General features: G+C 43.3%; 19 protein-coding genes and 1 pseudogene. 6 read left to right on the top strand and 14 right to left on the bottom strand.

The window, feature by feature from the left end; translation table 11 throughout:
• Positions 1-78: 78 nt before the first annotated feature.
• Entirely contained in the window at positions 79-1,089 is a 1,011-nt protein-coding gene (locus AB4407_RS03545) for a Solitary outer membrane autotransporter beta-barrel domain (protein ID WP_372118855.1), read from the bottom strand.
• A gap of 77 nt (positions 1,090-1,166) precedes the next feature.
• Complete coding sequence (locus tag AB4407_RS03540; RefSeq protein ID WP_372118681.1) at positions 1,167-2,117, bottom strand: diguanylate cyclase; 951 nt, start codon at positions 2,115-2,117, stop codon at positions 1,167-1,169.
• A gap of 152 nt (positions 2,118-2,269) precedes the next feature.
• Between AB4407_RS03540 and AB4407_RS03535 the strand changes: the two genes are divergently transcribed.
• Entirely contained in the window at positions 2,270-2,707 is a 438-nt protein-coding gene (locus tag AB4407_RS03535) for a DUF3069 domain-containing protein (RefSeq protein WP_372118678.1), read from the top strand.
• Positions 2,708-3,173: 466 nt separating this feature from the next.
• On the opposite strand, the gene modC is transcribed toward AB4407_RS03535, so the two are convergent.
• The 4 genes from modC to AB4407_RS03515 are packed head-to-tail and all read right to left on the bottom strand — an operon-like array spanning position 3,174 to position 7,267.
• Positions 3,174-4,280, bottom strand: a complete 1,107-nt coding sequence (modC, locus tag AB4407_RS03530) for a molybdenum ABC transporter ATP-binding protein ModC (RefSeq protein WP_372118852.1) — start codon at positions 4,278-4,280, stop codon at positions 3,174-3,176.
• A gap of 5 nt (positions 4,281-4,285) precedes the next feature.
• On the bottom strand, positions 4,286-4,984 hold the full coding sequence (gene modB / locus AB4407_RS03525; RefSeq protein WP_372118676.1) for a molybdate ABC transporter permease subunit: 699 nt from the start codon (positions 4,982-4,984) through the stop codon (positions 4,286-4,288).
• Complete coding sequence (modA, locus tag AB4407_RS03520; protein ID WP_372118674.1) at positions 4,985-5,743, bottom strand: molybdate ABC transporter substrate-binding protein; 759 nt, start codon at positions 5,741-5,743, stop codon at positions 4,985-4,987. It abuts the gene before it with no gap.
• 57 nt (positions 5,744-5,800) lie between these two features.
• Positions 5,801-7,267, bottom strand: a complete 1,467-nt coding sequence (locus tag AB4407_RS03515) for a cobyric acid synthase (RefSeq protein WP_372118672.1) — start codon at positions 7,265-7,267, stop codon at positions 5,801-5,803.
• A gap of 223 nt (positions 7,268-7,490) precedes the next feature.
• Between AB4407_RS03515 and AB4407_RS03510 the strand changes: the two are divergent.
• From AB4407_RS03510 to AB4407_RS03500, 3 genes and pseudogenes are all read left to right on the top strand, one after another.
• Positions 7,491-7,751, top strand: a pseudogene (locus AB4407_RS03510) (YgiW/YdeI family stress tolerance OB fold protein); the annotation flags it as partial.
• A gap of 112 nt (positions 7,752-7,863) precedes the next feature.
• Entirely contained in the window at positions 7,864-8,388 is a 525-nt protein-coding gene (locus AB4407_RS03505; protein ID WP_009845348.1) for a hypothetical protein, read from the top strand.
• A gap of 290 nt (positions 8,389-8,678) precedes the next feature.
• Positions 8,679-10,565, top strand: coding sequence for a methyl-accepting chemotaxis protein (locus AB4407_RS03500; protein ID WP_372118669.1), 1,887 nt, complete (start codon positions 8,679-8,681; stop codon positions 10,563-10,565).
• Between the two features lie 260 nt (positions 10,566-10,825).
• Here the strand turns inward: AB4407_RS03500 and AB4407_RS03495 are convergent, their stop codons facing one another.
• The 4 genes from AB4407_RS03495 to AB4407_RS03480 all read right to left on the bottom strand — a co-directional run bounded on the left by AB4407_RS03495 (position 10,826) and on the right by AB4407_RS03480 (position 15,662).
• Entirely contained in the window at positions 10,826-12,433 is a 1,608-nt protein-coding gene (locus AB4407_RS03495) for an ABC-F family ATPase (RefSeq protein ID WP_372118666.1), read from the bottom strand.
• Positions 12,434-12,725: 292 nt separating this feature from the next.
• On the bottom strand, positions 12,726-13,412 hold the full coding sequence (locus tag AB4407_RS03490; protein ID WP_372118663.1) for a RimK/LysX family protein: 687 nt from the start codon (positions 13,410-13,412) through the stop codon (positions 12,726-12,728).
• Positions 13,413-13,423: 11 nt separating this feature from the next.
• Positions 13,424-14,608 carry an amino acid aminotransferase gene (locus AB4407_RS03485; protein ID WP_372118660.1) on the bottom strand — a complete coding sequence of 395 codons (1,185 nt, stop codon included), beginning with the start codon at positions 14,606-14,608 and terminating at the stop codon, positions 13,424-13,426.
• 217 nt (positions 14,609-14,825) lie between these two features.
• On the bottom strand, positions 14,826-15,662 hold the full coding sequence (locus tag AB4407_RS03480; RefSeq protein WP_372118659.1) for an AraC family transcriptional regulator: 837 nt from the start codon (positions 15,660-15,662) through the stop codon (positions 14,826-14,828).
• A 132-nt stretch (positions 15,663-15,794) separates the two neighbouring features.
• Between AB4407_RS03480 and AB4407_RS03475 the strand changes: the two genes are divergently transcribed.
• Positions 15,795-17,180 carry an MATE family efflux transporter gene (locus tag AB4407_RS03475; protein ID WP_372118656.1) on the top strand — a complete coding sequence of 462 codons (1,386 nt, stop codon included), beginning with the start codon at positions 15,795-15,797 and terminating at the stop codon, positions 17,178-17,180.
• Positions 17,181-17,298: 118 nt separating this feature from the next.
• Here the strand turns inward: AB4407_RS03475 and nrdG are convergent, their stop codons facing one another.
• On the bottom strand, positions 17,299-17,769 hold the full coding sequence (gene nrdG / locus AB4407_RS03470; protein WP_012600613.1) for an anaerobic ribonucleoside-triphosphate reductase-activating protein: 471 nt from the start codon (positions 17,767-17,769) through the stop codon (positions 17,299-17,301).
• A gap of 155 nt (positions 17,770-17,924) precedes the next feature.
• Positions 17,925-20,045 carry an anaerobic ribonucleoside-triphosphate reductase gene (gene nrdD, locus AB4407_RS03465; protein WP_372118654.1) on the bottom strand — a complete coding sequence of 707 codons (2,121 nt, stop codon included), beginning with the start codon at positions 20,043-20,045 and terminating at the stop codon, positions 17,925-17,927.
• A 303-nt stretch (positions 20,046-20,348) separates the two neighbouring features.
• Between nrdD and AB4407_RS03460 the strand changes: the two genes are divergently transcribed.
• Positions 20,349-21,224, top strand: coding sequence for an endonuclease/exonuclease/phosphatase family protein (locus tag AB4407_RS03460; protein WP_372118651.1), 876 nt, complete (start codon positions 20,349-20,351; stop codon positions 21,222-21,224).
• 163 nt (positions 21,225-21,387) lie between these two features.
• Here the strand turns inward: AB4407_RS03460 and AB4407_RS03455 are convergent, their stop codons facing one another.
• The gene (locus AB4407_RS03455; protein ID WP_372118649.1) at positions 21,388-21,819 is read right to left on the bottom strand and encodes a DUF6691 family protein; all 432 of its coding nucleotides are present in this window, start codon (positions 21,817-21,819) and stop codon (positions 21,388-21,390) included.
• Positions 21,819-22,298 carry a YeeE/YedE family protein gene (locus tag AB4407_RS03450; protein WP_372118646.1) on the bottom strand — a complete coding sequence of 160 codons (480 nt, stop codon included), beginning with the start codon at positions 22,296-22,298 and terminating at the stop codon, positions 21,819-21,821. The genes AB4407_RS03455 and AB4407_RS03450 overlap by 1 nt, the downstream gene beginning before the upstream one ends.
• Between the last annotated feature and the right edge of the window lie 143 nt (positions 22,299-22,441).

The following is a 22,441-nucleotide window of genomic DNA, read 5'->3' as shown; positions in this document are numbered from 1 at the left end:
GACGTTGAAAGTCTTGGAATGTAAAGCTCTGAACATCGTAATTTAACGGTGTGAACATCGAAAGCGTTGGTGCTTAGACTAGTCTTGGTTAAAGAAGATGACTAGGCTCCCTCCTTTCAAACTACTTCCGTAATTGATAGTAAACCCTATTCCTATATTGTCGACCCAGTCATTAAACAGATTGGGGTTAAGCAACCAACCTACACTACCTTCGTAGTAAGCATTGGTACCCATAGACACTATGGTATCACCACCAATATCGATTCTTCTTAGACTCGAATACATGGATGTAATGTTCTTATCCCAACGCACTAAGTCATAGAAAATCTTGGCTTCATTTGCGATATACCAACCTTCTGGGTGACCAATATTACCGTTATTGGCTTCTCCCCAACCTATACCATTAAAGTAATGCCAACTGGTACTGAGTTTATATTTACCCCAGTCATTCTTATCTTCAAACATCAACTTTATCTTAGGCTCTATTATGTATGCCCAAGCATCCGTGTTCAGATAAAGACCATCCAGTTGACCTTGAATTGGTGCAAGCAACGAAGAACGATATTCAAAATCGTTTCGATAATAGGAAATATGGTTACCAATTGCAGAACTAAAACTCCAGTATTCGTTCAACTGGGATACGTTCGCATACTCAACGTAACCAGAAACAACAGACTCTTTTTGAAAGTCGCTTATCGTTGAACTGGCATATTGAACATCCTTCTCTATCCGCAACGCAGATAAACGAAGTGTTACTTCTTGATGGTTGTCTTCAATATAACTTGGCACTTCAAAGGTATAAGGAAGGCTGAGGGACGCGATATTTTGTCGGCGACTTACTGAGTCATTAGAGCCAATATCTTCATTGTCCAAACTAAAGACTTTGTTGGGATCAAAATTATTTATGCCAAAGGTAAACACATCCGTATCATTGAGCAAAACACTCGTTGCGAAGGTTTGTTCAATGTCTTTCCTGACCAGTTCAGAGAGCGAAGCTGCGTTAACAGCAGTTGGAGACACGGAAACAAACAGAGTTAATACAAGACCTTTGTTTGAGTTAGTCATGACGAATGACTTGGAATGCTGCATTTCTTTTATCACTTAAGTCACTTCCTAGCTTATAAGCTACTAGAAGTATAATTCAGGTTACTACCGAAGCTCGTCAACTATTGCTCAAGCTCCATAATATCGCGTTGTATGTAGGTATTTCTTCCACTTTGCTTGGCCTGGTACAGTGCTTGGTCAACCTTTTCGTAAATAGAAGCGATAGCCTCACCCCCCTCAGGCACGAATGACAACACGCCTTGTGACGCTGTCACCCTGTCAGATACTGCTGAGTAGTCGTGGACGTAGTTCATTTGATGCAGTGCTTCTTTTACACGATTGGCCTGTAAATTAGCCGCGGAGCTGTCGGTATCACTCAGAATGATGACGAACTCTTCGCCGCCGTAACGTCCAACAAACTCTCCAGCTCGAACAAAGAGCTCTTTCAAAGTATTGGCAAGCCCTTGTAGGCACTTATCCCCTTGAATGTGGCCATAGTTATCGTTGTAAGGCTTAAAGAAGTCAACATCGAGTAGTATAACGGTCATGGATATATTACGTCGTCCGTGCCACGCAATGCTCTCTTCAAGCTTAGTATCCATATATCGACGGTTGTACAATTTGGTTAGGCCGTCTTCGTTGGCTTGTTGTTGCAGGAGTATATTCAGTTCTTCGAGTTTGGCGGTACTCTGTTTTAACTCTCGTCTCATGTGCGCAATACGCTGCATAGCAATCAACTTAGAATTGAGAACCACTTTATTGACCGGCTTGATAAGGTAATCATCACCACCAGCATCAATCGCTTTGGCGATCATTTCTGGCTCTTCATGACCACTCAAGAAGATGATAGGCACCCACTCTGGGAATTGTAGACGAACCTCGTTAGCGACCTCAAAACCGTCCATGTCTGGCATGCTTATATCTAGTAATACAAGTTCAGGATCAAAATCAGAATAGACGTTCAGGGCTTCTTTTCCGCTACCGACAGCTTCCACGATATGACCCAGTTGCTTGAGTCGAATAGCAAGTTGCATCCTGTCTAGTTGAACATCATCAACCAGCAATATGCGCATCGAAGATCCCTTTTCTATCATCACATCACCTTTATCTAGTGTTGAATATTCAAAGTAGCTCAAATTTGGGCTTAAATCATGCCCTAATCTCTATATTATATTGACTTTTTTACAGATCTTTTTAGCATTGTTTCTTTTTAAAGAGAAATACTATGTCAGACGCTACAAACAACGAAGTACAAGAAATCGATTTAACCACTATCTCACCAGAGCTTCGCCAAGTTATCGAATTTGATGAAGTGCCTAAAGAGATGCACAACATGGTTATTTCTATTCATGAGGTGTCTGAAGAAGCAGTGCGTGAAACTTGGAGCAGCCTTCCAGCAAGCGCACAAAATGTTTTGGACAACTTCGAGCAATTCCACGCTCTAATCTCTGTTAGCCAAGCTTTTGCAGGCGTAAACATGATGGAAGAGTTCCCTACTCTTAAACTTCCAGAAGGCATGACTGACGAAGAAAAAGAAGAGTACCGAGCTCAACTGCTAGACCAAATTTTACATAACTGTGTAAAAGACATGGCTAAGCAAATCAAGAAAGCGCGTCGTGATGCGATCTTGAAGCGTGATTTTAAAGAAGTTTTCATCCGATAAGCCATTCATCTCACCTAAATTTAGGTTGAGTGCTTAACGAAAACTTAATGATTAAGCCGTATGTTGCTTCAACAAGCGGCTTTTTTGTACCTGTTGCTTTTTCTATACGTTCTTTTTCTGCTCGCTTCTTCTATTATTCGAACGTAACGTCTGGTTTCTTGTTAGTGCAGGGATTCTCATTGTGGCTCTTATCGTTCTAACTTTTCTCATTGTACGAAATATGCACAAACACTCATACAGTATGACGCAAAACTGGCAGTTATACCGTATAAAAATGACGCATGTAGTCATTTATGGAATCAAGATCGAGTCACAGAATCAAGATCGAGTTTTACCCTTTCTAAAATGAAACCAAAAACCAAGTACGTCGTGGGATCTTAACGTGTTACCACTAGATCTTAATGTATTACCGCTAGATCTGAATATCTTATCGCATGAGCTTGATCCATAAACTTAGTGCATAAGCTTAGTGCGTTATCGCGATATCTCTTTGCGCAACACTCACGCCTTTAATTTGTGCGTAGACACGTTGTCCAATTTCTAAGTTCAGCTCATCCAGCGCCCACAATGTAATGGTTGCCCATAGGTAGCATCCGGCCTCAAGTTCTAACTCGACAGCAACGCTTTGCTTATTCGAGCCTTGTTGGTGCGTCTCTACCCTTTTAATAGTGACAGGAAGGATATTACGTATCGAAGTGCCTTGCGGCTGCTGTAGCGTGATGGAGACATCATTTGCCCTCACTTGCAGCCTTACCGTAGTGCCAAGCTCGCTCGACACCTTTTGAACCCAAAGTGACGTTGATTTACCTAACGTTAGACGTGACAACGCATAATCATCATTATGTTCCGCTAATGTCGCTTCAAACAACGAACTTTGCTCTGAAAAAGATTGCCACGGTTGCATGGCTCTCGATGCCCATACCTCTTCCGTCATCCCCGATGAAATAACTTTACCTTGATCAATGATCACAAGGTGATTTGCCAAGCGTAATATTTCATTGAGGCTATGGGTGACATAGATAATCGGTATTTGAACGGTTTCAGATAAGTTTTCCAGAAACGGCATTACTTCACGCTTACGAGGTAAGTCCAGAGACGCCAATGGCTCATCCATCAATAGAATGCTGGGCTTAGACAACAGTGCGCGGCCAATCGCAACACGTTGCTTCTCCCCCCCAGACAAGCGGGCTGGATAACGATCAAGCAGCGAGCCCAACGATAGCAGCGAGACTATTTGATCAAAGTGCACGTTATCGACGCATTTCATGCCGTACTTTAAATTCGCAGCTACCTTCATGTGCGGGAACAATCGCGATTCTTGGAACACATAACCAACGTTGCGTTTATGGGTTGGCAAATTAATGCCATTGCGACTATCAAACAGAGTGGTTCCAGATACGCTGATCAAGCCATTATCTGGTTGTTTGAGACCACTAATGGCATTGATAAGTGAGGTTTTACCTGCACCAGAACGACCGAAAATTGCCGTAATACCAGTACTCGGCAATTCCAAGTCAATATCAAAAAACGTTTCACCAAGCTGTTGCTGATATTGGAGTACCAAAGCGCTCATGCGACTCATGCGTTGCCCCCCAAACGTTTTGCTGACTTTTTGTTGAGCCATTCAGAAAGCATCAGTGAACTCAGTGCGATGACAATAGAAATGACACACAAACGAGCCGCTTCCATTTCCGCTCCAGGGGTTTCAATAAAGGTATACATGGCTAAAGGAATGGTTTGAGTTTCTCCAGGGATATTAGAAACGAAGCTGATGGTCGCACCAAATTCACCCAAGCTTCTAGCAAATGAAAGCATGGTGCCAGTAATGATCCCTGGGAGCATCAGAGGCAAAGTGATGGTGAAAAACACACGAAGAGGTGAAGCGCCCAATGTGGCTGCGGCCTCTTCCAGTTTACTGTCTACGGTTTCTAGGCTCAGGCGAATAGAGCGAACCATCAATGGCAGCGCGACAACAACACACGCGAGTGCCGCGCCCTTCCAGCTAAAACTGAATACAATACCAAACACGTCATTAAGCCAAGAGCCAATAACGCCTTGTCTGCCCATCATCACTAGTAGTAAATAACCAATAACCACGGGGGGAAGCACCAAAGGCAAATGAACAATACTTTCTACAATGCTTTTGCCCAAAAATTGTTTCTTAGCAAGCAACCATGCTAAGCCGATACCGATAGGAATAAGCCACAAGATGGCAAACCCAGCGACTTTCAAGCTCAGCATTAACGCTTGGTATTCGTATTCCGATAAATACATCATTTAGCGCACTTCAAATCCAAAACTGTTCAAGGTGTTCTTCGCTTTTTCGCTCTTTAGGAAAGTATAGAACTGTTCTGCGACGACTTTATCACTCAATTTTGCTACAGGGTAACGTATTGGTGTATGTAGATCGGCTGGGAACGTAGAGACCAAATTTACTTCTTTAGAAAGCAACGCATCTGTTTTGTAGACAATGCCAAGCTTAGCTTCACTGCGCTCCACCAAAGCCAATGCCATACGAACATTGTTACTTGGTGCCAATCGAGTCTTCACATCATCCCATACACCTAACGTTTCTAGCGCTTCTTTCGCATAGATACCCGCAGGAACCGACATGGTGTTGCCAACTGCAAGTCTTTCATTCGTTAGAAGTTTTACCCATTGGTCACCGTTTGAGAGGTCCAAAGATATTGGCGTCTCTTTCGGGGAAATTAGCACGAGTCCGTTTTCGCACAAGTTTGTGACATTGTCACTAGAAACCAATTGACGATCGACTAAATGCGTCATCCATTTTTCGTTTGCCGAGATAAAAATGTCTGCTGGCGCACCTCGTTCAATTTGGCGCACCAAAGACGACGTGCTCGCATACACTGGAATAACATCGACAGAATGATCTTTCTCAAACTCTCCAACTAACAAGTTAACCGCGTTCGTCATAGACGATGCAGCATAAACTCGTAGTTTTTCAGCAGCCAAAAGATGAGTAGAACTCAGTGCTGAAACTAAGATAATAGTTAAAAGGATGACTCGTTTTTTCATTATTCTCATTTAATCTATTGTTCGTTTAAATTCTCGAGCTAACTTCTAAGTTGCGGCCTAAGCTGTTAATTCAGGCCAAAGCAGGTCAAGATTTAAATGCTCTTCGATGGCATCAGCGATTCGATTGATACCCAACTCTTTAAGCTGTTCATGGTCAATCGCTGTCACATCATTGGCGCCTGCCCACTCGCAAATAAGCGACAATGCATCACTGTTATCGAATACGCCATGTAAGTAAGTACCAAAAATTGAGTTATCTTGATTCACAGCACCATCAACACTGCCAGATTCTAAATGAACCGGTAAGGCCGTTTCATTGACATCAGTCCTACCTACATGGATTTCATACCCTTTTACTTGTGCAGTTTTCCCATCAAGTGTCATGGTTCCACACACATTAGTTAAAGTTTTCTGCTGTGTTAGTATCGTTTCAGTATCAAGATACCCCAACCCTTCACTGCTTCCAGGTTTCCCTTCAACGCCATCTGGATCGTGGATGATGTTCCCTAGCATCTGATAACCGCCACAAATACCCATCATCTTCCCACCCAAGCGAAGATGACGTTGAATATCTTTATCCCAACCTTGCTGTTTTAGGTATTCCAAATCGGCTCTTACCGATTTTGTTCCCGGCAATACAATCAAATCAGCGTTGTTCAGGCGCTCGCCTTTGCCTACGTAGCGTAAATCAATCGACGGATTAAGTCGCAGAGCGTCAAAGTCTGTATGGTTACTGATTCGAGTTAGTACAGGCACCACAATCTTGAGTTTAGCTTCTCCATCAGACTCTTGAGCAGAGGTTATCGCATCCTCCGCCTCCAAGTTAAAACCATGTAGATAAGGCAATACCCCGATCACAGGCTTACCGGTTTTCTCTTCTAACCAATCTAAACCCGATTGTAAAAGCGCAATATCACCTCTAAAACGGTTTATCACAAAGCCTTTTACGCGCGCTTGTTCAGATTCAGACAATAGAGCTAACGTGCCGTAGAGATGTGCAAAAACGCCGCCACGATCAATATCAGCAACGATGATCACTGGGACGTCTGCCTTTTCAGCAAAGCCCATGTTCGCGATATCGTTTTCTCGAAGATTGATCTCTGCGGGACTGCCCGCACCTTCAATCATCACGCTTTGGTATTCATCGGAAAGTCGATCAAACGAATCGATAACCGAATTCATCGCAACTTTCTTGTAGTCGTGATATCCGGTCGCTTCCATATTCGTCAGTGCTCTTCCTTGTAGAATCACTTGCGCGCCCGTATCTGAATTGGGTTTTAACAATACAGGATTCATATGAACGGTAGGCTCAATATTACAAGCTTGTGCCTGAACCGCTTGAGCACGACCAATTTCGCCACCATCTTTTGTCACTGCGCTATTTAGCGCCATATTTTGTGGCTTAAAAGGTGCCACTTTGATGCCTTTCCTTGCCAAAACACGGCATAAACCTGCCACCAAAACACTTTTTCCGGCATCTGACGTTGTCCCTTGAACCATAAGGGCGTTTAACGGTGATCGCATCTGTACTTAAATCCTTTATTTCTTAATTTTCAATTTATAGCTATGGGCAATATTTCTCTGCCTCCATCTTAACGTCATTGTCGTGTAGATGCTCAATAAAATGAATGGAAAATGAATGTGTTACTCACTCTGGATTCAACCCCAGTGTTGTTTAATAGCTCCATCGAAACGAAGCTTACAAACAAAATAAGCGCACTCACGAAAAGAAACGTTTCAAATTAAGAAAAACGTTTCAGTTGCGACTCTACTAGCAGACACCAGCATGTTCGCAGAGCAAGAAGCAATCGTAGATGGCAAGATTGTTCGTCAACTAAAGAACGATACGTTCGTATTCTCTGATGGTCAGAGTGAAATTCAAATCGAACTGGATGACGATATCCTTCTAGCGCAACCGCTCACCGCAGATACAAAAGTTCGTATATTTGGCGAATACGAAGGTGGTAAAACGCCAGAGATCGAAGTAGATCATATTCAAGTTTTGTAAGATACAAACTCCGTACCGTCGACTTCAAAGACATGATTTATAACAAATGGCCTGCATATTGCAGGCTTTTTTGCATTATAATGCCGGAAAATATAATTAATATGGAGTCACCATGCTAGGTAGCGCAAACAAGACGGTTCTTTTGGGGTTAGTTACACTGTGTTCATTCTCTGCGTATGCAAACAACTTTAACTACAATACATTTGAGCTACGCACAGGTATTAGCCCTAGTACATTTGGTGGCGAAGTCACAACAATGTTCACTCAAAACTCACACTTTGTTGCTCGAATCGATTCTGAATTTGAAGGGGATTGGGACGCGGCTGTAGGTATGGGGTTCAACGGCCCAATTAATCAGTTGGCTGATATTACTGGACAGATGTTACTGCACAACATCGAACGTAATGATGGTAACCACATTAAAACTGAAATCAATATTGGTTTAAGAGCTTGGTTGCTGGCAAACATTGAAGTTAACGCCCGCCTTGGTCAACTCGTCGACAGCGACGACACGAGTTCAATTGTCGGTGTAGGGGCTCGCTTCCACTCAACAGAACAGCTTTCAGTAGGTATTGACCTTCGAAATAACGGTACTTACGGCCACCAATTCTTAATGTCAGCTCGATTTGGCTTTTAAGTCTATTCAACACTTAAGATCCATCAGTGATCAAATGTTAAATTCGATTGTTTAAACGGTAACTTAAAGGCTAATGGTCTCGTGACCTATTGGCCTTAATGTCTGATTTTGCGCCTAAAAACTAAACATTTAGCTTAAAACCCTCGAAAACCACCCTTTCTCGTCACTTCCGTTTATAACTCATTTTTATACTATTCATTTATTGATAAAAATCAGTAATAAAATATCTTTACGGTAATACGGCGTACTGCTACTCTCTCGAAAATTTCTAAAAGAGTGATGTACCGTAAATGGGTGTTAGCAATATTTCAATCAAGAACAAATTAACATTGATGTTTGTTGTCATTATTTTCGCGATGACTATGATTCAGACTTATGTAACAGGTAAGCAACTTCTTAACGAAACCTATCGTTCCATTCAGCAGTATTCAAATACACTAACTGATACAACGGTATCGGGTATAGAAAAATGGATTAAAGGCCGAATTAACGTTGTAAATGCAGCGAAAAATTCATTTACTTTTACCGATGACCCAACCAGCTATTTAACTCAAAGTACGAGTGCTGGTAAGTTCCAAATTGCCTACGCTGGACTTTCTGACGGTCGCTTTCTTCTAGGTGGTGATTTGCCAGTACCGCAAGACTACGACCCACGTACTCGAGATTGGTACAAAGCGCCTATGGCGGCAGGTCAAACAGTCGTCACTGAACCCTATGTTGATGTAGCTACGAATGACCTAGTGGTAACAATTGCAAGCCCATTCAATACCAACGGGTTCTCTGGCGTTATTGGTGCAGACCTGAACTTAAACACCCTCATCAATGATATTGTAAGTATTGAGCAACCTGGTGTTTACGCTTTTCTTGTCGATGGTAAAGGTAATATTGTTGCCCATAGAGACCGTAGCCTAACGCTAAAGCCTGTTTCTAATATTTCAAACAACCTTTCTGCTCAGAAAATCAAATCACTTGCGCAAAACCCAGAATTTGAAGAGCTAACGATTAAAGGTACCGACTCCCTTCTTTCTGCTCAGAAAGTTCCTCATACAGACTGGTACTTCACTGTTGTTATCGATAAAGACCACTCTTTTGCTTCTTACTATTCATTAGTTCGTCAGTCGGTAATATTTGGTCTAATACAACTTGCTGTAATCGCATTTGTTGCGATGTTTATCATCAAGAAAGCACTGTCGCCATTAACGACACTAAGCTCGGCAATGGAAGCATTGTCCAAAGGTGACGGCGACTTAACACAGCGTATGACTGTTCATAGTAAAGACGAGATTGGCACCCTAGCGCATCACGTCAACGCGTTCATAGCAAAACTTCAAGAGATAGTGCGTGATATTGCGGGCTCTTCAAACCAGCTTAATCAGCAATCTGAAATTAGTACCAATGTCGCTCGTCAAACAAGTGAAGGTCTATCAGTCCAACTTCACGAAATTTCTCAGATTGCTACAGCCGTACATGAAATGTCGGCAACAGCAGAAGAAGTAGCAAACAACGCGCAAATGACGGCTGATTCAGCGATCAGTTCAACAGAAAATTGTGAACAAGGTAAGCAAGTGATCATTCGTAACCAAGATTCGATCACCAACCTTGCTCAGCAAGTTGAAAACGCTTCAGGGATCATTCAAGAAGTTGAGAAAAATGCGTTAGATATCAACACAATTCTTTCAACCATTTCTGATATTGCAGAACAAACCAACCTACTAGCCTTAAATGCAGCGATTGAAGCGGCACGTGCGGGTGAGCAAGGTCGCGGCTTTGCGGTTGTGGCAGACGAAGTCCGTGTTCTCTCTCAGCGTACTCATAGTTCTACCGACGAGATTCGCGAAATGATTGAGACTCTGCAGAAAAACAGTGTGAGTGCGGTTGAATCAATGCAACGTAGCCAAGGCTTAGCGCAATCAAGTGTCGATGATGCAAATAACGCAACGATTGCATTGGAAGAGATCGCGACATCGATTCAACAGATCTCGGAGATGGCTTCACATATCTCGAACGCAGCATCTGAGCAAAGATCGGTAACCGGCGAAGTCAGCAAGAATATTCAGTTAGTTAATGACGTATCAGAAAATATGTCTACCGAGGCTGATAATTCTCGTCACTTGTCTGAAGAGTTGCGCGGTATTGCGCAACAGTTGAATACTCAAGTTCAATTGTTTAAATACTAAACGTACGGATAACTCATTCTAATTCTTGAACGCGGTTAAACAATGTTGTTTAACCGCGTTTAAAATTAGAACCAACATCAGAACGACAAAAAGCCCCCGACCACTATTGTGTTCGGGGGCTTTCTTATTCTCATTACTTTCTTATTATAGTTAGCAAATAAACGGTTAGCTGCTAACCGTTTACCTATTACTAATTACTAATTACTAATTACTAATGCAACTATAGGTCAACCAATACGGTTATAGACCGACTAAGACTGTTATAAGCTAACCATCAGCATCTTTTTCTGATGATCCAAGTACTCTTCATAAGTACCTTGGAAGCTCACTAATTGTTGGTCTTTTACATCAATGATGTGTGTTGCTAGCGAAGAAACGAACTCACGGTCATGGCTTACAAAGATAAGCGTCCCCGTGTAAACCTTCAATGCGTCGTTCAGGGCTTGGATTGCTTCCATGTCCATGTGGTTCGTTGGTTCGTCCATCACAAGCACGTTGATGTCTTGCATCATTAGCTTGCCGAATAACAGACGGTTTTTCTCTCCACCAGAACAGTTACGCGCTTTCTTGTTCGCATCATCAGCAGTAAACAATAGACGACCTAGAATACCACGTACCATAAGATCATCGTGCTTCACTGTGCGCCATTGTGAGATCCAATCGAAGATACTCAGGTCGTTATCAAAGTCAGACGTGCTATCTTGTGGGCAGTAGCCTACTGATGCGTTTTCAGACCATTTAACGATACCTTCGTTTTGCTCTAGCTCTTGAACTAGGCATTTCAATAGTGTTGTTTTACCCACACCGTTCTCACCGATAACGGCAAGACGTGTACCCGCTTCAAGCAGCAAGTTACCACCAGCAAACAGTGTTTCGCCATCGAAGCCGTGACCAAGCTCTTTAAGTTCAAGCGCTTGACGGTGTAGTTTCTTGCCTTCACCAAAATCAATGGATGGGCTCATACGGCTTGATGACTTCACTTCATCAAGCGTGATCTTGTCCATCTTCTTAGCGCGAGAACTTGCTTGTTTCGCTTTAGATGCGTTCGCACCAAAACGGTTTACGAAGTCTTGCAGCTCGCTGATCTCTGCCGCTTTCTTAGCATTGCTCGCTAGAAGTTGGTCACGAATCAAACCAGACGCTTCTAAGAAGTACTCGTAGTTACCCGGGTAAACACGTAGCTCGCCGTAGTCAATATCCGCCATATGCGTACATACAGAGTTAAGGAAGTGTCTATCGTGCGAAATGATGATCATTGTACATTTACGCTGGTTTAGCTCTTCAGCAAGCCAGTTAATCGTGTGAATGTCCAAGTTGTTGGTTGGTTCATCAAGAAGCAGGATATCTGGGTTTGCAACCAGTGCCTGTGCCAATAGCACACGCAGTTTCCAACCCGGAGCAACTTGTTGCATCAGGCCGAAGTGAAACTCTTCTTCAATACCCGCTTGGATTAGGATATCACCAGCGCGGCTTTCTGCTGTGTAACCATCCATTTCCGCGAATTCACTTTCAAGCTCAGCGACTTTCATACCATCGTCTTCGCTCATTTCTGGCAAAGAGTAAATACGGTCACGTTCTTGTTTTACTTCCCACAGTTTTTTGTCACCCATGATTACTACATCGATAACGCTGTACTGTTCAAAAGCGAACTGATCTTGGCTTAGCACACCCAGTTTTTCTCCAGGAGTGATCGAAACGTTGCCCGAGCTTGGCGTCAATGCGCCACTTAGGATTTTCATGAACGTTGATTTTCCGCAACCATTGGCGCCGATCAAACCATAACGGTTTCCGTTACCAAATTTAGCAGAGATGTTTTCAAACAGCGGCTCTGCGCCAAATTGCATTGTGATGTTCGCGGTAGATATCAAAGAACTAATTCCTAAGCGTGTACTGACAGATAATTATTTGGCTATTTCAATTAGCCAAAATAAGAAGTACGAAAGTATGGATTAAACATAAAACGAAGCGCGGATTATATAGAGATCAGGATCACATTGTCGAGGTTAAACAGTGAACAAGTGAAGAACCACGCACAATAAAGTGTATTTCGTCGTTTATTACGTCATAAAAAGAAAAAATCCCCGCTAATTCCATTAGTAGGGATTCCATTTCTCATCAATAAAAGCATCAGACTCTAATTCGAATGAATACCGATTGACGCTATTTTGTTACTTTTTTCTGAACGTATTTTTGACCAACATCGACAACGGCAACATCTCTAAAGAAGCTTCTCCCCAACAGAATTGGGAAAGAAAGATGCGTTCGATCTGCTAGCGTAAACTCAGTCTTGTCTTTTAGATCGCCGATTTGAATTGAAGCGACAACAACAGCACGTCGTTGTGTACCTTCCGCGCTCGACTGCTTGATCTTAACCCAACGCTCTACCGGCAAGCTGATCTCTTCAGTTGTGATGCCGTCATGTTCAATTTTGAACTTAACCCAATCTTTACCGTCACGTTCGAAATCAACAATATCAACGGCACTGATTGATGATGTTGTTGCACCTGTATCAACTCGCGCTTTAAACGCTTCTTTAAGACCAGGAACAAACACCCACTCCTCTTCGCCAAGAATCAGTTTGCCATCACTTGTCTTCGTTGGTTTTGCAGTCGGTTTTTGTTCAGGCTTTGGTTTCGCTTCTGGTTCCGTTGGTTTTACTTCTTCAGGCTTCTCTGTAGGTTCCGTTACTTTCTCGCCTTCCGTAGTGTCAGTCTTAGAAGAGTCATCCACAACAGGTTGTTCTACTTGAGGCTTTTGCTCTGGCTCGTCAGGAACTTGAGTCGTCGTCGAACAAGCAAACAGGCCACCACTTAGCATTAAAACTACAATCGCTTTCCAATTATACATTCAGTCACCTTCTATTTTGAAACGTTGGCTATCGCTTTAGCCACATAAGGAATATGAGATTCGGAAAGGCCTGCGATATTGATGCGTCCGTCACCAACACCATAGACTCCATATTCTTCACGTAGTTGATTCATTTGAGTTTCTTTAAAGCCTAGTACACTAAACATGCCTTTATGGCTTTCGATGAAGTCAAATTGTGACGTGTTGTAAGTATTTCGCAATTCATTACATAAACTTTGGCGCAGATTTAACAAACGTTGCTGCATTTCACTCAACTCTTGTTTCCAAATCGCCGTTAGTTCTTGATTCTGAAGAATTGTTTTAACCAACGCAGCGCCATGATCTGGCGGCATTGTGTAAGTTGAACGAGCCAGCGTCAGTAGCTTACCTTTAGCATTGCCTACGTGTTCGCTGTTGTTACCGATAACGATCGCGGCACCCGTTCTTTCACGGTACAAACCGAAGTTTTTCGAACATGACGTCGTAATCAACATCTCTTCTACGTTGTTCGCCATATGTTGAAGACCTTTTGCGTCTTCTTCTAGGCCATCACCAAACCCTTGGTAGGCAATATCAACAAACGGTAAGAAACCATTCTTTTGCGATAACTTAGTAATTTCCTGCCACGCTTCAAAATCAATGTCAGCACCCGTTGGGTTATGACAGCAACCGTGAAGAAGTACCACGTCTGATGGACCTGCTTTTGAAAGGTCATCCAACATTCTTGCAGTATCAACTTGCTTCGTTTCAGGACTGAAGTAATTGTAGTATCGAACTTTTAAGCCTGCCGCTTCCATCACCGGTTTGTGGTTAACGTAACTTGGGTTTGAAATCCAAACCGTTGTGTCTGGTTGAGAGACTTTCATCAAGTCACCCAACATGCGAAGTGCACCACTTGCACCTGGTGTTTGAATCGCAGCAACGCGACCTATTGCAGAAGTCCCTTTAAGCAACAGATCAACCATGCTTTGGTTAAACTCTTCACAGCCTGCTAGGCCAACATAAGCTTTGGTTTTCTGTGTTTCAACAACGATATCTTGAGCCTTAGAGACGGCTTTCATGATCGGTGTTTCACCTTGGTCGTTTTTGTAAACGCCAATGCCTAAGTCGACTTTATCAGTACGAGTATCGCCGCGGTAAGCAACAGAAAGAGATAGAATTGGATCTAAAGTTGGTTTTGGTAGATGTGAAAACATGAAAGTCACAACCCTTTGAAATTCAAGTAATGAGTTTCACGTTAACATTATCGTAGACAAATCAGAAACATTTTTTAATAGAAGCGCTTAGTTACCATAAGTAATCAGAGATTGGTCATTTCAAACGGATAAATAGTGCAAATTTCATACACCTAATGACCTATTTAACAATTTAAAGCGCTTTATTTCTATGTGTCTTATGTTCCCATGTGCCCTATTAAGCACTTTGTTTGAATTGCCTTGGTGTCATTCCCGACCACGCCTTAAATCGAGTACTAAAGTTAGCCGCATTCGGGTAACCCACGATCTCGCCAATGTGTTGAATCGACCAATCACTCGATTTCAACAAACGTGCTGCGTATTCCATTCTCATGCGCATGATATGAGTCATTGGGCTGTGTGAGTAATAGCGCTGGCATAAGCGATGGAAATGCGGCTCTGAACACGGGAATAGGTTTGCCAGCTCATGTACATTCCACTCTTTGTGCAACTGTTTTTGTACGTTGTCGAATACGCGCCTTAAGCGAATAAAATTTCGTGATTGCTGCTGCGGAACCGGCGCATTAATCATGAACTCTATTTGGGCAACGCTGTGAGTGGCAATCGCTCCACCTAAATCTATGGGTAAGGCAATACTTCTCAACAGAGTATGAATGCACGACGAGACAACTTCTGCTGCCGGAGAGAGCGTATAACTCACCTCATCATTGACGACATTTTCCCAGTGCTTATCAGGCGACAGAAAGATCCAAGCTATCTGCCATGTCTCTTCTTCAATCCCAAAGCCGTTCTCAACGCCTGCAGGCACAGTAATACACGACCCCGGCTCTAGAATGTATCGACACCCTTCGCTTTCGAGCCACCCTTTGCCTCTTACGGTATACAGCAACATGTGTTTTTGTTGGTTCTTTCGATAAACAGAAAAGAAATCACGGCACGATGCTGTCCCACATTGAACAATACCCAGTTCTTCGAATGCCAATACATGGCTTTGATCGACAAACTCTTGGTGGGTCTTTTCAGAGATCTCGTACCTTTCTTGTTTCTCGCTCATACCATTGCTAGCTCGTTCATGTTGCCGAACTACCAAAGTGGATAGTTTGGCAAAAGTTTGTGATGAACCTGAACAATACAGTTAAAACAAATACCGATAAACTTCTCGCATATTCACTAGAGGGGAAATGCGATGCTCTCGACATATCGTCATTTAGACAAAGAATTTTGGCAAAAGCTATTATACATCGGTTTACCTGTCTCACTGCAAACTATGTTGTTCTCATTGCTCGGCGTGGTCGATATTTTCATGGTCAATCAGCTTGGTGATGCGGCAACCGCAGCAGTTGGCGTTGGCAACCGTATCTTCTTCTTTAACTTAATCATGGTTTCCGGAATTAGCGGTGCAGTCAGTGTGCTAGCTTCGCAATATTTTGGAGCGGGTGATTTCAATGGCATTCGACGTGTCTTGTCGCAATCTTGGGCGTTGTCTATCTTTGCTATCATCCCTTTTGTTTTGATTTATACACTGGTTCCTGAATCAGTCGTGTCTGTGGTGGCCTCAGACCCTGATTACGTCCGCTTGGCAACGGATTACCTTTGGATAACAGGAGCCAGCCTTATTGGTACCGCTGTAGTTGTGCCGCTAGAAAGCGCGCTGCGATCTGTCGGTGAAGCCAAATTGCCCACCAAGATCAGTATTTGGGCAATCATCGTTAATGCGATTCTCAATGCACTGCTGATCTTTGGGTTGTTTGGCTTTCCAGAGCTAGGCGTGATTGGCGCAGCGATTGGCACCACGGTTTCTCGTTTTTTCCAGACGATTGCACTGCTAGTTATGGCAAGAAAATATTATGCTCATTTGTTCCCAACAATCGATAGCTGGCGCGATGCCATCTTACCCAAACACAGGAAGAAGTACTTCAAGGTTGCCATTCCTATGTTAGTTCACGATACGGCATGGGCTGGTGGGATACTGATTTACAACGTCATTGTTGGCCAGATTGGGGTTGGTGAACTTGCGATCATCTCACTGTTATCGCCAGTGGAAAGCATCTTAATTTCTGCCTTCTTGGGCTTTGCTGTTGCGGCTTCGATCATTCTAGGCAACGAGATTGGAGCGAAGAATTATCAACGTGTTGAAAATACCGCTTGGGGATATGTACTTGTCAGTTGTGCGCTTGCGACACTATTGGCAATGCTTTGCTTTATCGCCAAGCCAGCCATTGTTCAATTAATCTATTTAACGCATCTGGAACTCAAAGATACAGCGGTCAACGTCGCTTTGGTGATGGCCGCAGGGATGATATTGAGAGTGTTCAACATGGTTGGCATAGGTGGCGTGTTAAAAAGCGGCGGAGACATCAACTACAGTATCTTCATCGACCTGTTTGGCCAGTGGGCCATTGGTATTCCCCTCGCCTATTTCACCGCTTTAGTACTGGGCTGGTCTTTAGAATGGGTGCTGATGATTGTGTTACTGGAGGAACTAGCGAAGATCGCTTTAACTAGCCAGCGAATTCACTCTAAGAAATGGATCAACAACCTAATAGAAGAGCGGGATCACGTCGCAGCTTGAATGCGAGCTTGAGCGAATAAACCAAACGAAAAGAACTCACACCCAAGGGCCGATTGGTTGCATTGCGCTACCATGACGCCCTTTTTCGTTTTACGAGTGTGCTAAGCCACGACGACTGTTATATGTCAGTAAATCGATGAATGATTTGGTTTGAACTGCCACGCCAATCCAACATTGGATCCGCTTTATCTTGTTCAAAGCGACCATCAATCAAAGTATCGACGTATTCAAGCACTTGCTTCTGCTTTTCATCCAGTTCGTCGAGCTCGTAACCCGTCCACATCCAGATATCTTTACCTTCGCACTCCGCTTTTACACGCTGAACGAGCTTAAGCACTTCAGACACGTTTGCAGGATGCAGAGGATCACCACCAGAAAGCGACAAGCCACGACGCTTGATTCGCGGATCGTTCAGATCAGCGATAATGTGGTCTTGCAGTTCTTGAGTGAACAAGTGCCCTGAGTCCAACCTTTGCGTCGATTGGTTATAACACCCGCGACACTGGTGCACACAACCCGACACAAACAAAGTGCAGCGTGTTCCCGGGCCGTTTACAACGTCGATTGGGTGATATTGATGGTAGTTCATAAGGCAGTTTTGAAAACTCGTTATTGCTTAATAGTTTGAAGCGAAATGCTGTAAGATCTTAAATAAAAGAATTGGTATCGACATAGCGCCGATACCAATCTTGTTTCTTGAAACGTAGCTCTTCTTAATAAGCTAGCTAATGATCTTAGAGCTTACTAAAGGTGCTTCACGCGGCGTTTAACTTCTTCTTGCTTACCGAAGTTAAATGGTCGTGCATCTGGGCTACCAAGGTAACCACAAACGCGGCGCGTTACCGACACTTTGGTTGAGTCATGGTTACCACACTTAGGACACGTAAAGCCTTTACTTGTACAGTCGAACTCACCGTTGTAGCCACATTCGTAGCACTCATCAATTGGCGTGTTGGTGCCGTAGTAAGGAACACGTGTGTAGCTGTAGTCCCATACGTTTTCTAGCGCTTCGATGTTCTTCTGCATGTTCGGGAATTCGCCGTAACAGATGAAACCACCGCTAGAGATTTCTGGATAAGGCATCTCGAAATCGATCTTGTCGTATGGGTTCACTTTCTTCTGTACGTCTAAGTGGAAGCTGTTGGTGTAGTAACCACGGTCTGTTACGCCATCAATCACACCAAACTCTTTGGTATCGATGCTGCAGAAACGGCTACATAGGTTTTCACTTGGTGTGCCGTATAGGCTGAACGCGTAACCCGTCTCTTTTGTCCAAGATTCCACTTCACGCTTCAGGTACTCCACCAGCTCAAGCGCTTTAGCACGCATTTCGCCATCGTCATACAGGTGAACGTCTGTGCCGTAAAGTGCTGTCATCGCTTCATGGATGCCAATGTAACCAAGAGAAACAGACGCACGGCCATTCTTGAAGATATCGGCAATAGAGTCGTCTGCTTTCAAGCGAACGCCACACGCACCTTCCATGTATAGGATTGGCGCCACACGCGCTTTCACGTTTTCTAGACGAGAAATACGAGTTTCTAGAGCACGACGAGCTAGCTTGAGTTTTTCATCAAGCAGCTCGTAGAACTTAGTCATATCTTGTTTTGCGTTAATTGCAATACGTGGCAAGTTCAAGCTAACAACACCTAAGTTGTTACGGCCTTCATGAATCAACTCACCGTTTTCTTCGTAAGTATTCAAGAAGCTACGGCAACCCATAGGCGTTTTAAATGACCCTGTCACTTCTACCACTTTGTCGTAGTTAAGAATGTCTGGGTACATACGCTTAGACGCACATTCAAGTGCCAGTTGCTTGATGTCGTAGTTTGGATCTTGCTTCTGGTGGTTCAAGCCACCTTTGATTGCAAATACCAGTTTAGGGAATACCGCTGTTTTGCGGTTCTTACCCAAACCTGCAATGCGGTTCTTCAAGATAGATTGCTGGATAAGTTTTGAACCCCAGCTTTCGCCAAGACCGAAACCAAACGTGACGAATGGTGTTTGACCATTAGCGGTGTGCAGCGTGTTTACTTCGTATTCCAGAGATTGGAACGCGTCGTAACACTCTTTCTCGGTACGAGAGATAGCAAAAGCTTCTGGGCTGTGAATGTCCCACTCTTTCGCTAGTAATAGGTGCTTCTCGTAACTCGCCATTACGTAAGGTTCTAGAACCTCGTCGATACGGTTGATCGTTGTACCGCCGTATATGTGGCTTGCCACTTGCGCGATGATCTGTGCAGTTACCGCTGTCGCCGTAGAGATCGATTTAGGTGTGTCGATTTCCGCGTTACCCATCTTAAAGCCATGCGTTAACATGCCTTTAAGATCGATAAGCATACAGTTAAACATTGGGAAGAACGGTGCGTAGTCTAAATCGTGATAGTGAATGTCACCACACTCGTGAGCTTGTACGATATCACGCGGTAAAATGTGAGTTTTTGCATAATGCTTAGCCACGATACCCGCCAGCAAGTCACGCTGAGTTGGGATAACTTTGCCGTCTTTGTTGGCATTCTCATTGATCAGATCAACATTGCTTTCTTCGATCAAACCTTCGATCTCACGAGTTAAAGCACTTTGCTTTTCACGTGCGATGTCGCGGTCATGACGATATTCAATATAAGCACGAGCCAGAGACTTGTATGGTCCCTGCATTAGCTCGTTCTCGACCATGGTTTGAATTTCAGAGATATGAACTTCATCGTAGTCTTCGAGCTTCAACTCAACTGCTAATGCCACATTCAGTGCATAAATAGCAATTTCCTTATCGGCTTTGTCTGATGCTGCTTCCACTGCAGCTTGGATGCGATCTCTACTGAATGGAGCCCTTGAGCCATCACGCTTGATTACGATTGATTTCACCACTTCTCCTTACTCATGAGGTATTCACAGACTTATCCACAAACACACTATATAGAGCGATTTATCGTTTAACTAACACTAGATATTGTGGCGTATTTAACGAGAACCACCAACTTTGAGTATTGATTTGGATCAATAAAAAGAGAACGCTGACTAAGATCAATTCAATATTATTACGCTAGTTCTCAAGTCGAAAAGAAACAATGTAACAATAAAAAAACTGCTAAAAAGAGTTGAATTTTTGGTAAGTGTTGTAGGATAACGGCTCATCAATATTGGAAGACAAAATTAGGGATATTTGGCATGAAACGACTTCGAAACTGGATAATGTTAGGTTGCTTACTCAGTAGCCACGCATTTGCTGAACCTTTGACCATATCCAGTTGGAATATCGAATGGTTATCAACCAATGAGGCTGTGAATAAGTTTTCCGCCCAACGTGATCAAGCGGATCTAGATAAACTAAAATCATATTTCCGATCTTTAGACTCAGATGTGGTTGCTTTCCAAGAAGTCGATAGCATGAGTGCCATTCAACGTATCACCGGCGAACAATACAAGATATTGATGTCTGACCGTTCATTACCAGAAAACAGTCACCGCCAATTCAAAGAAGTGAATCAATACACGGGGTTTGCGATTCGTAAGGGAATCACACTCACCGACTACGCTGACTTTCCTCTGGAATCAAGTGCTAACAGCAAGCTTAGGTTTGCCAGTTATGTGGTCGTTGAAACAGGCTCAAAACCAATTCATATGTTGTCTGTGCATTTAAAGGCGGGTTGCAGCGGAGCGTATAAGTCTAACCGCGATTGTTCGCGCCTAAAAGACCAAGCACAGCAACTGAATAAGTGGATACAGCAAAGAGAGCGTAAAGGCCAGGATTACGCGATACTAGGTGATTTTAACCATAACCTATCCTACTCAAGAGATTGGATGTGGAAGGATTTAACTGAAAACACGGATGCTCGTTTGGCGACAAGGAAGACCCGTGCAGATTGTAAGGTTCGCTCAAACCGTAATAACCACCGCACACACCAATTCCGCTCCGTGATTGACCATATTGTAGTGAGCAAATCCTTAGATGCCTCTCCTGCTAAACAGAAGGTCTTTGAAACGCAAGATGTGCTTGATTACAAACTTAGCGACCATTGCCCAGTTTCAACGACTATTAAATAGTAGATTTTAGATAACAGCAGATTGTAGATAACTGAAAATAATAGAAACAATAGATATTAAAAGAGGCTGACTGGCTTTTTTGCTAAAAGCGAGTCAACCTCTATGCTTAGTCAGCTCATAACGAATAACGTCAAAGCCAATGTAATCAGCGATAAGCTTGCTACTAACAGGTCTTGTTCGTACGACCCGCCAGCCACATTCCCACCAACATGCTGACTATAAACACCCATACCGTCGGGTTGCCGCCACTAAGGCTGGTTACTGCAGGGCCCGGGCAAAAGCCTGCAATCCCCCAGCCTAAACCAAAGGCAGTTGAACCTAAGATTAGCTTTCTATCTATTAGTGGATTATTCCTGCTCTCTAAAAGTTCGCCATTGATGGCTTGGACGCGCTTTTTAATGACCAAATGATAAAACGGAGCAAACACCAATAGCGCGCCACCCATGACGAATGCCAAGCTGATGTCCCAATCACCTGTGATGTCTAGGAAGCCGAGTACCTTTTTAGGATCAACCATACCTGAAATGATCATTCCAAAGCCAAATAGAATACCTGCAAGCAAACCGATAATGATAGTAAATGAAGAGTTTTTCATTATGCCCCCAACCCTATAAGGTTCTTGATAAGCACGGTTGCGATTGCTACACCCATAAAGACACAGGTCGCAATAATTGAACGTTTAGACAAACGTGCCATTCCCACAATGCCATGACCGCTAGTACAGCCATTAGCTACCTTGGTGCCAAAGCCCACCAAAAGGCCAGCAATGATAACCACTGCGAAGTTGATCTCTTCTAATTGTGGAAGTTGATAACCCGTCGGAATCAATAACCAACCGCTCGCAACCATTCCGACAACAAAAGCAAGTCGCCAATGTTTTTCGGTTTTCTCAATGTTGGCATCTGAGTCTGAATCAGAAACTGTGCTTACACTGCTATTACAAGCTAATGGCAACAGTCGACAAACAATTCCGCTGATACCGGCGACACGTCCTATGCCTAACATAAGAATAATTGCCGATACGCCTAGCAGCATGCCACCGAAAAATGCATCCCAAGGTATTAAACTGATCACCGCTCTCTCCTGTCCTCAAACTTAACTCGCCATAACTTTAAATTAGATTTTACTAATAAATATAAATTAGTCAATGCTAATATAATAGCGCTCTGTTTCGATTTGTAAGTTTGGAATCAAAAAGCGTCCCCCATGAAAAAAGC

The organism is Vibrio sp. 10N.261.46.E11 (assembly GCF_041472735.1).
GTDB lineage: Bacteria > Pseudomonadota > Gammaproteobacteria > Enterobacterales > Vibrionaceae > Vibrio.
Note: the sequence above shows the minus strand (reverse complement) of the source record. Positions and strands in the feature narration are given on the sequence as shown.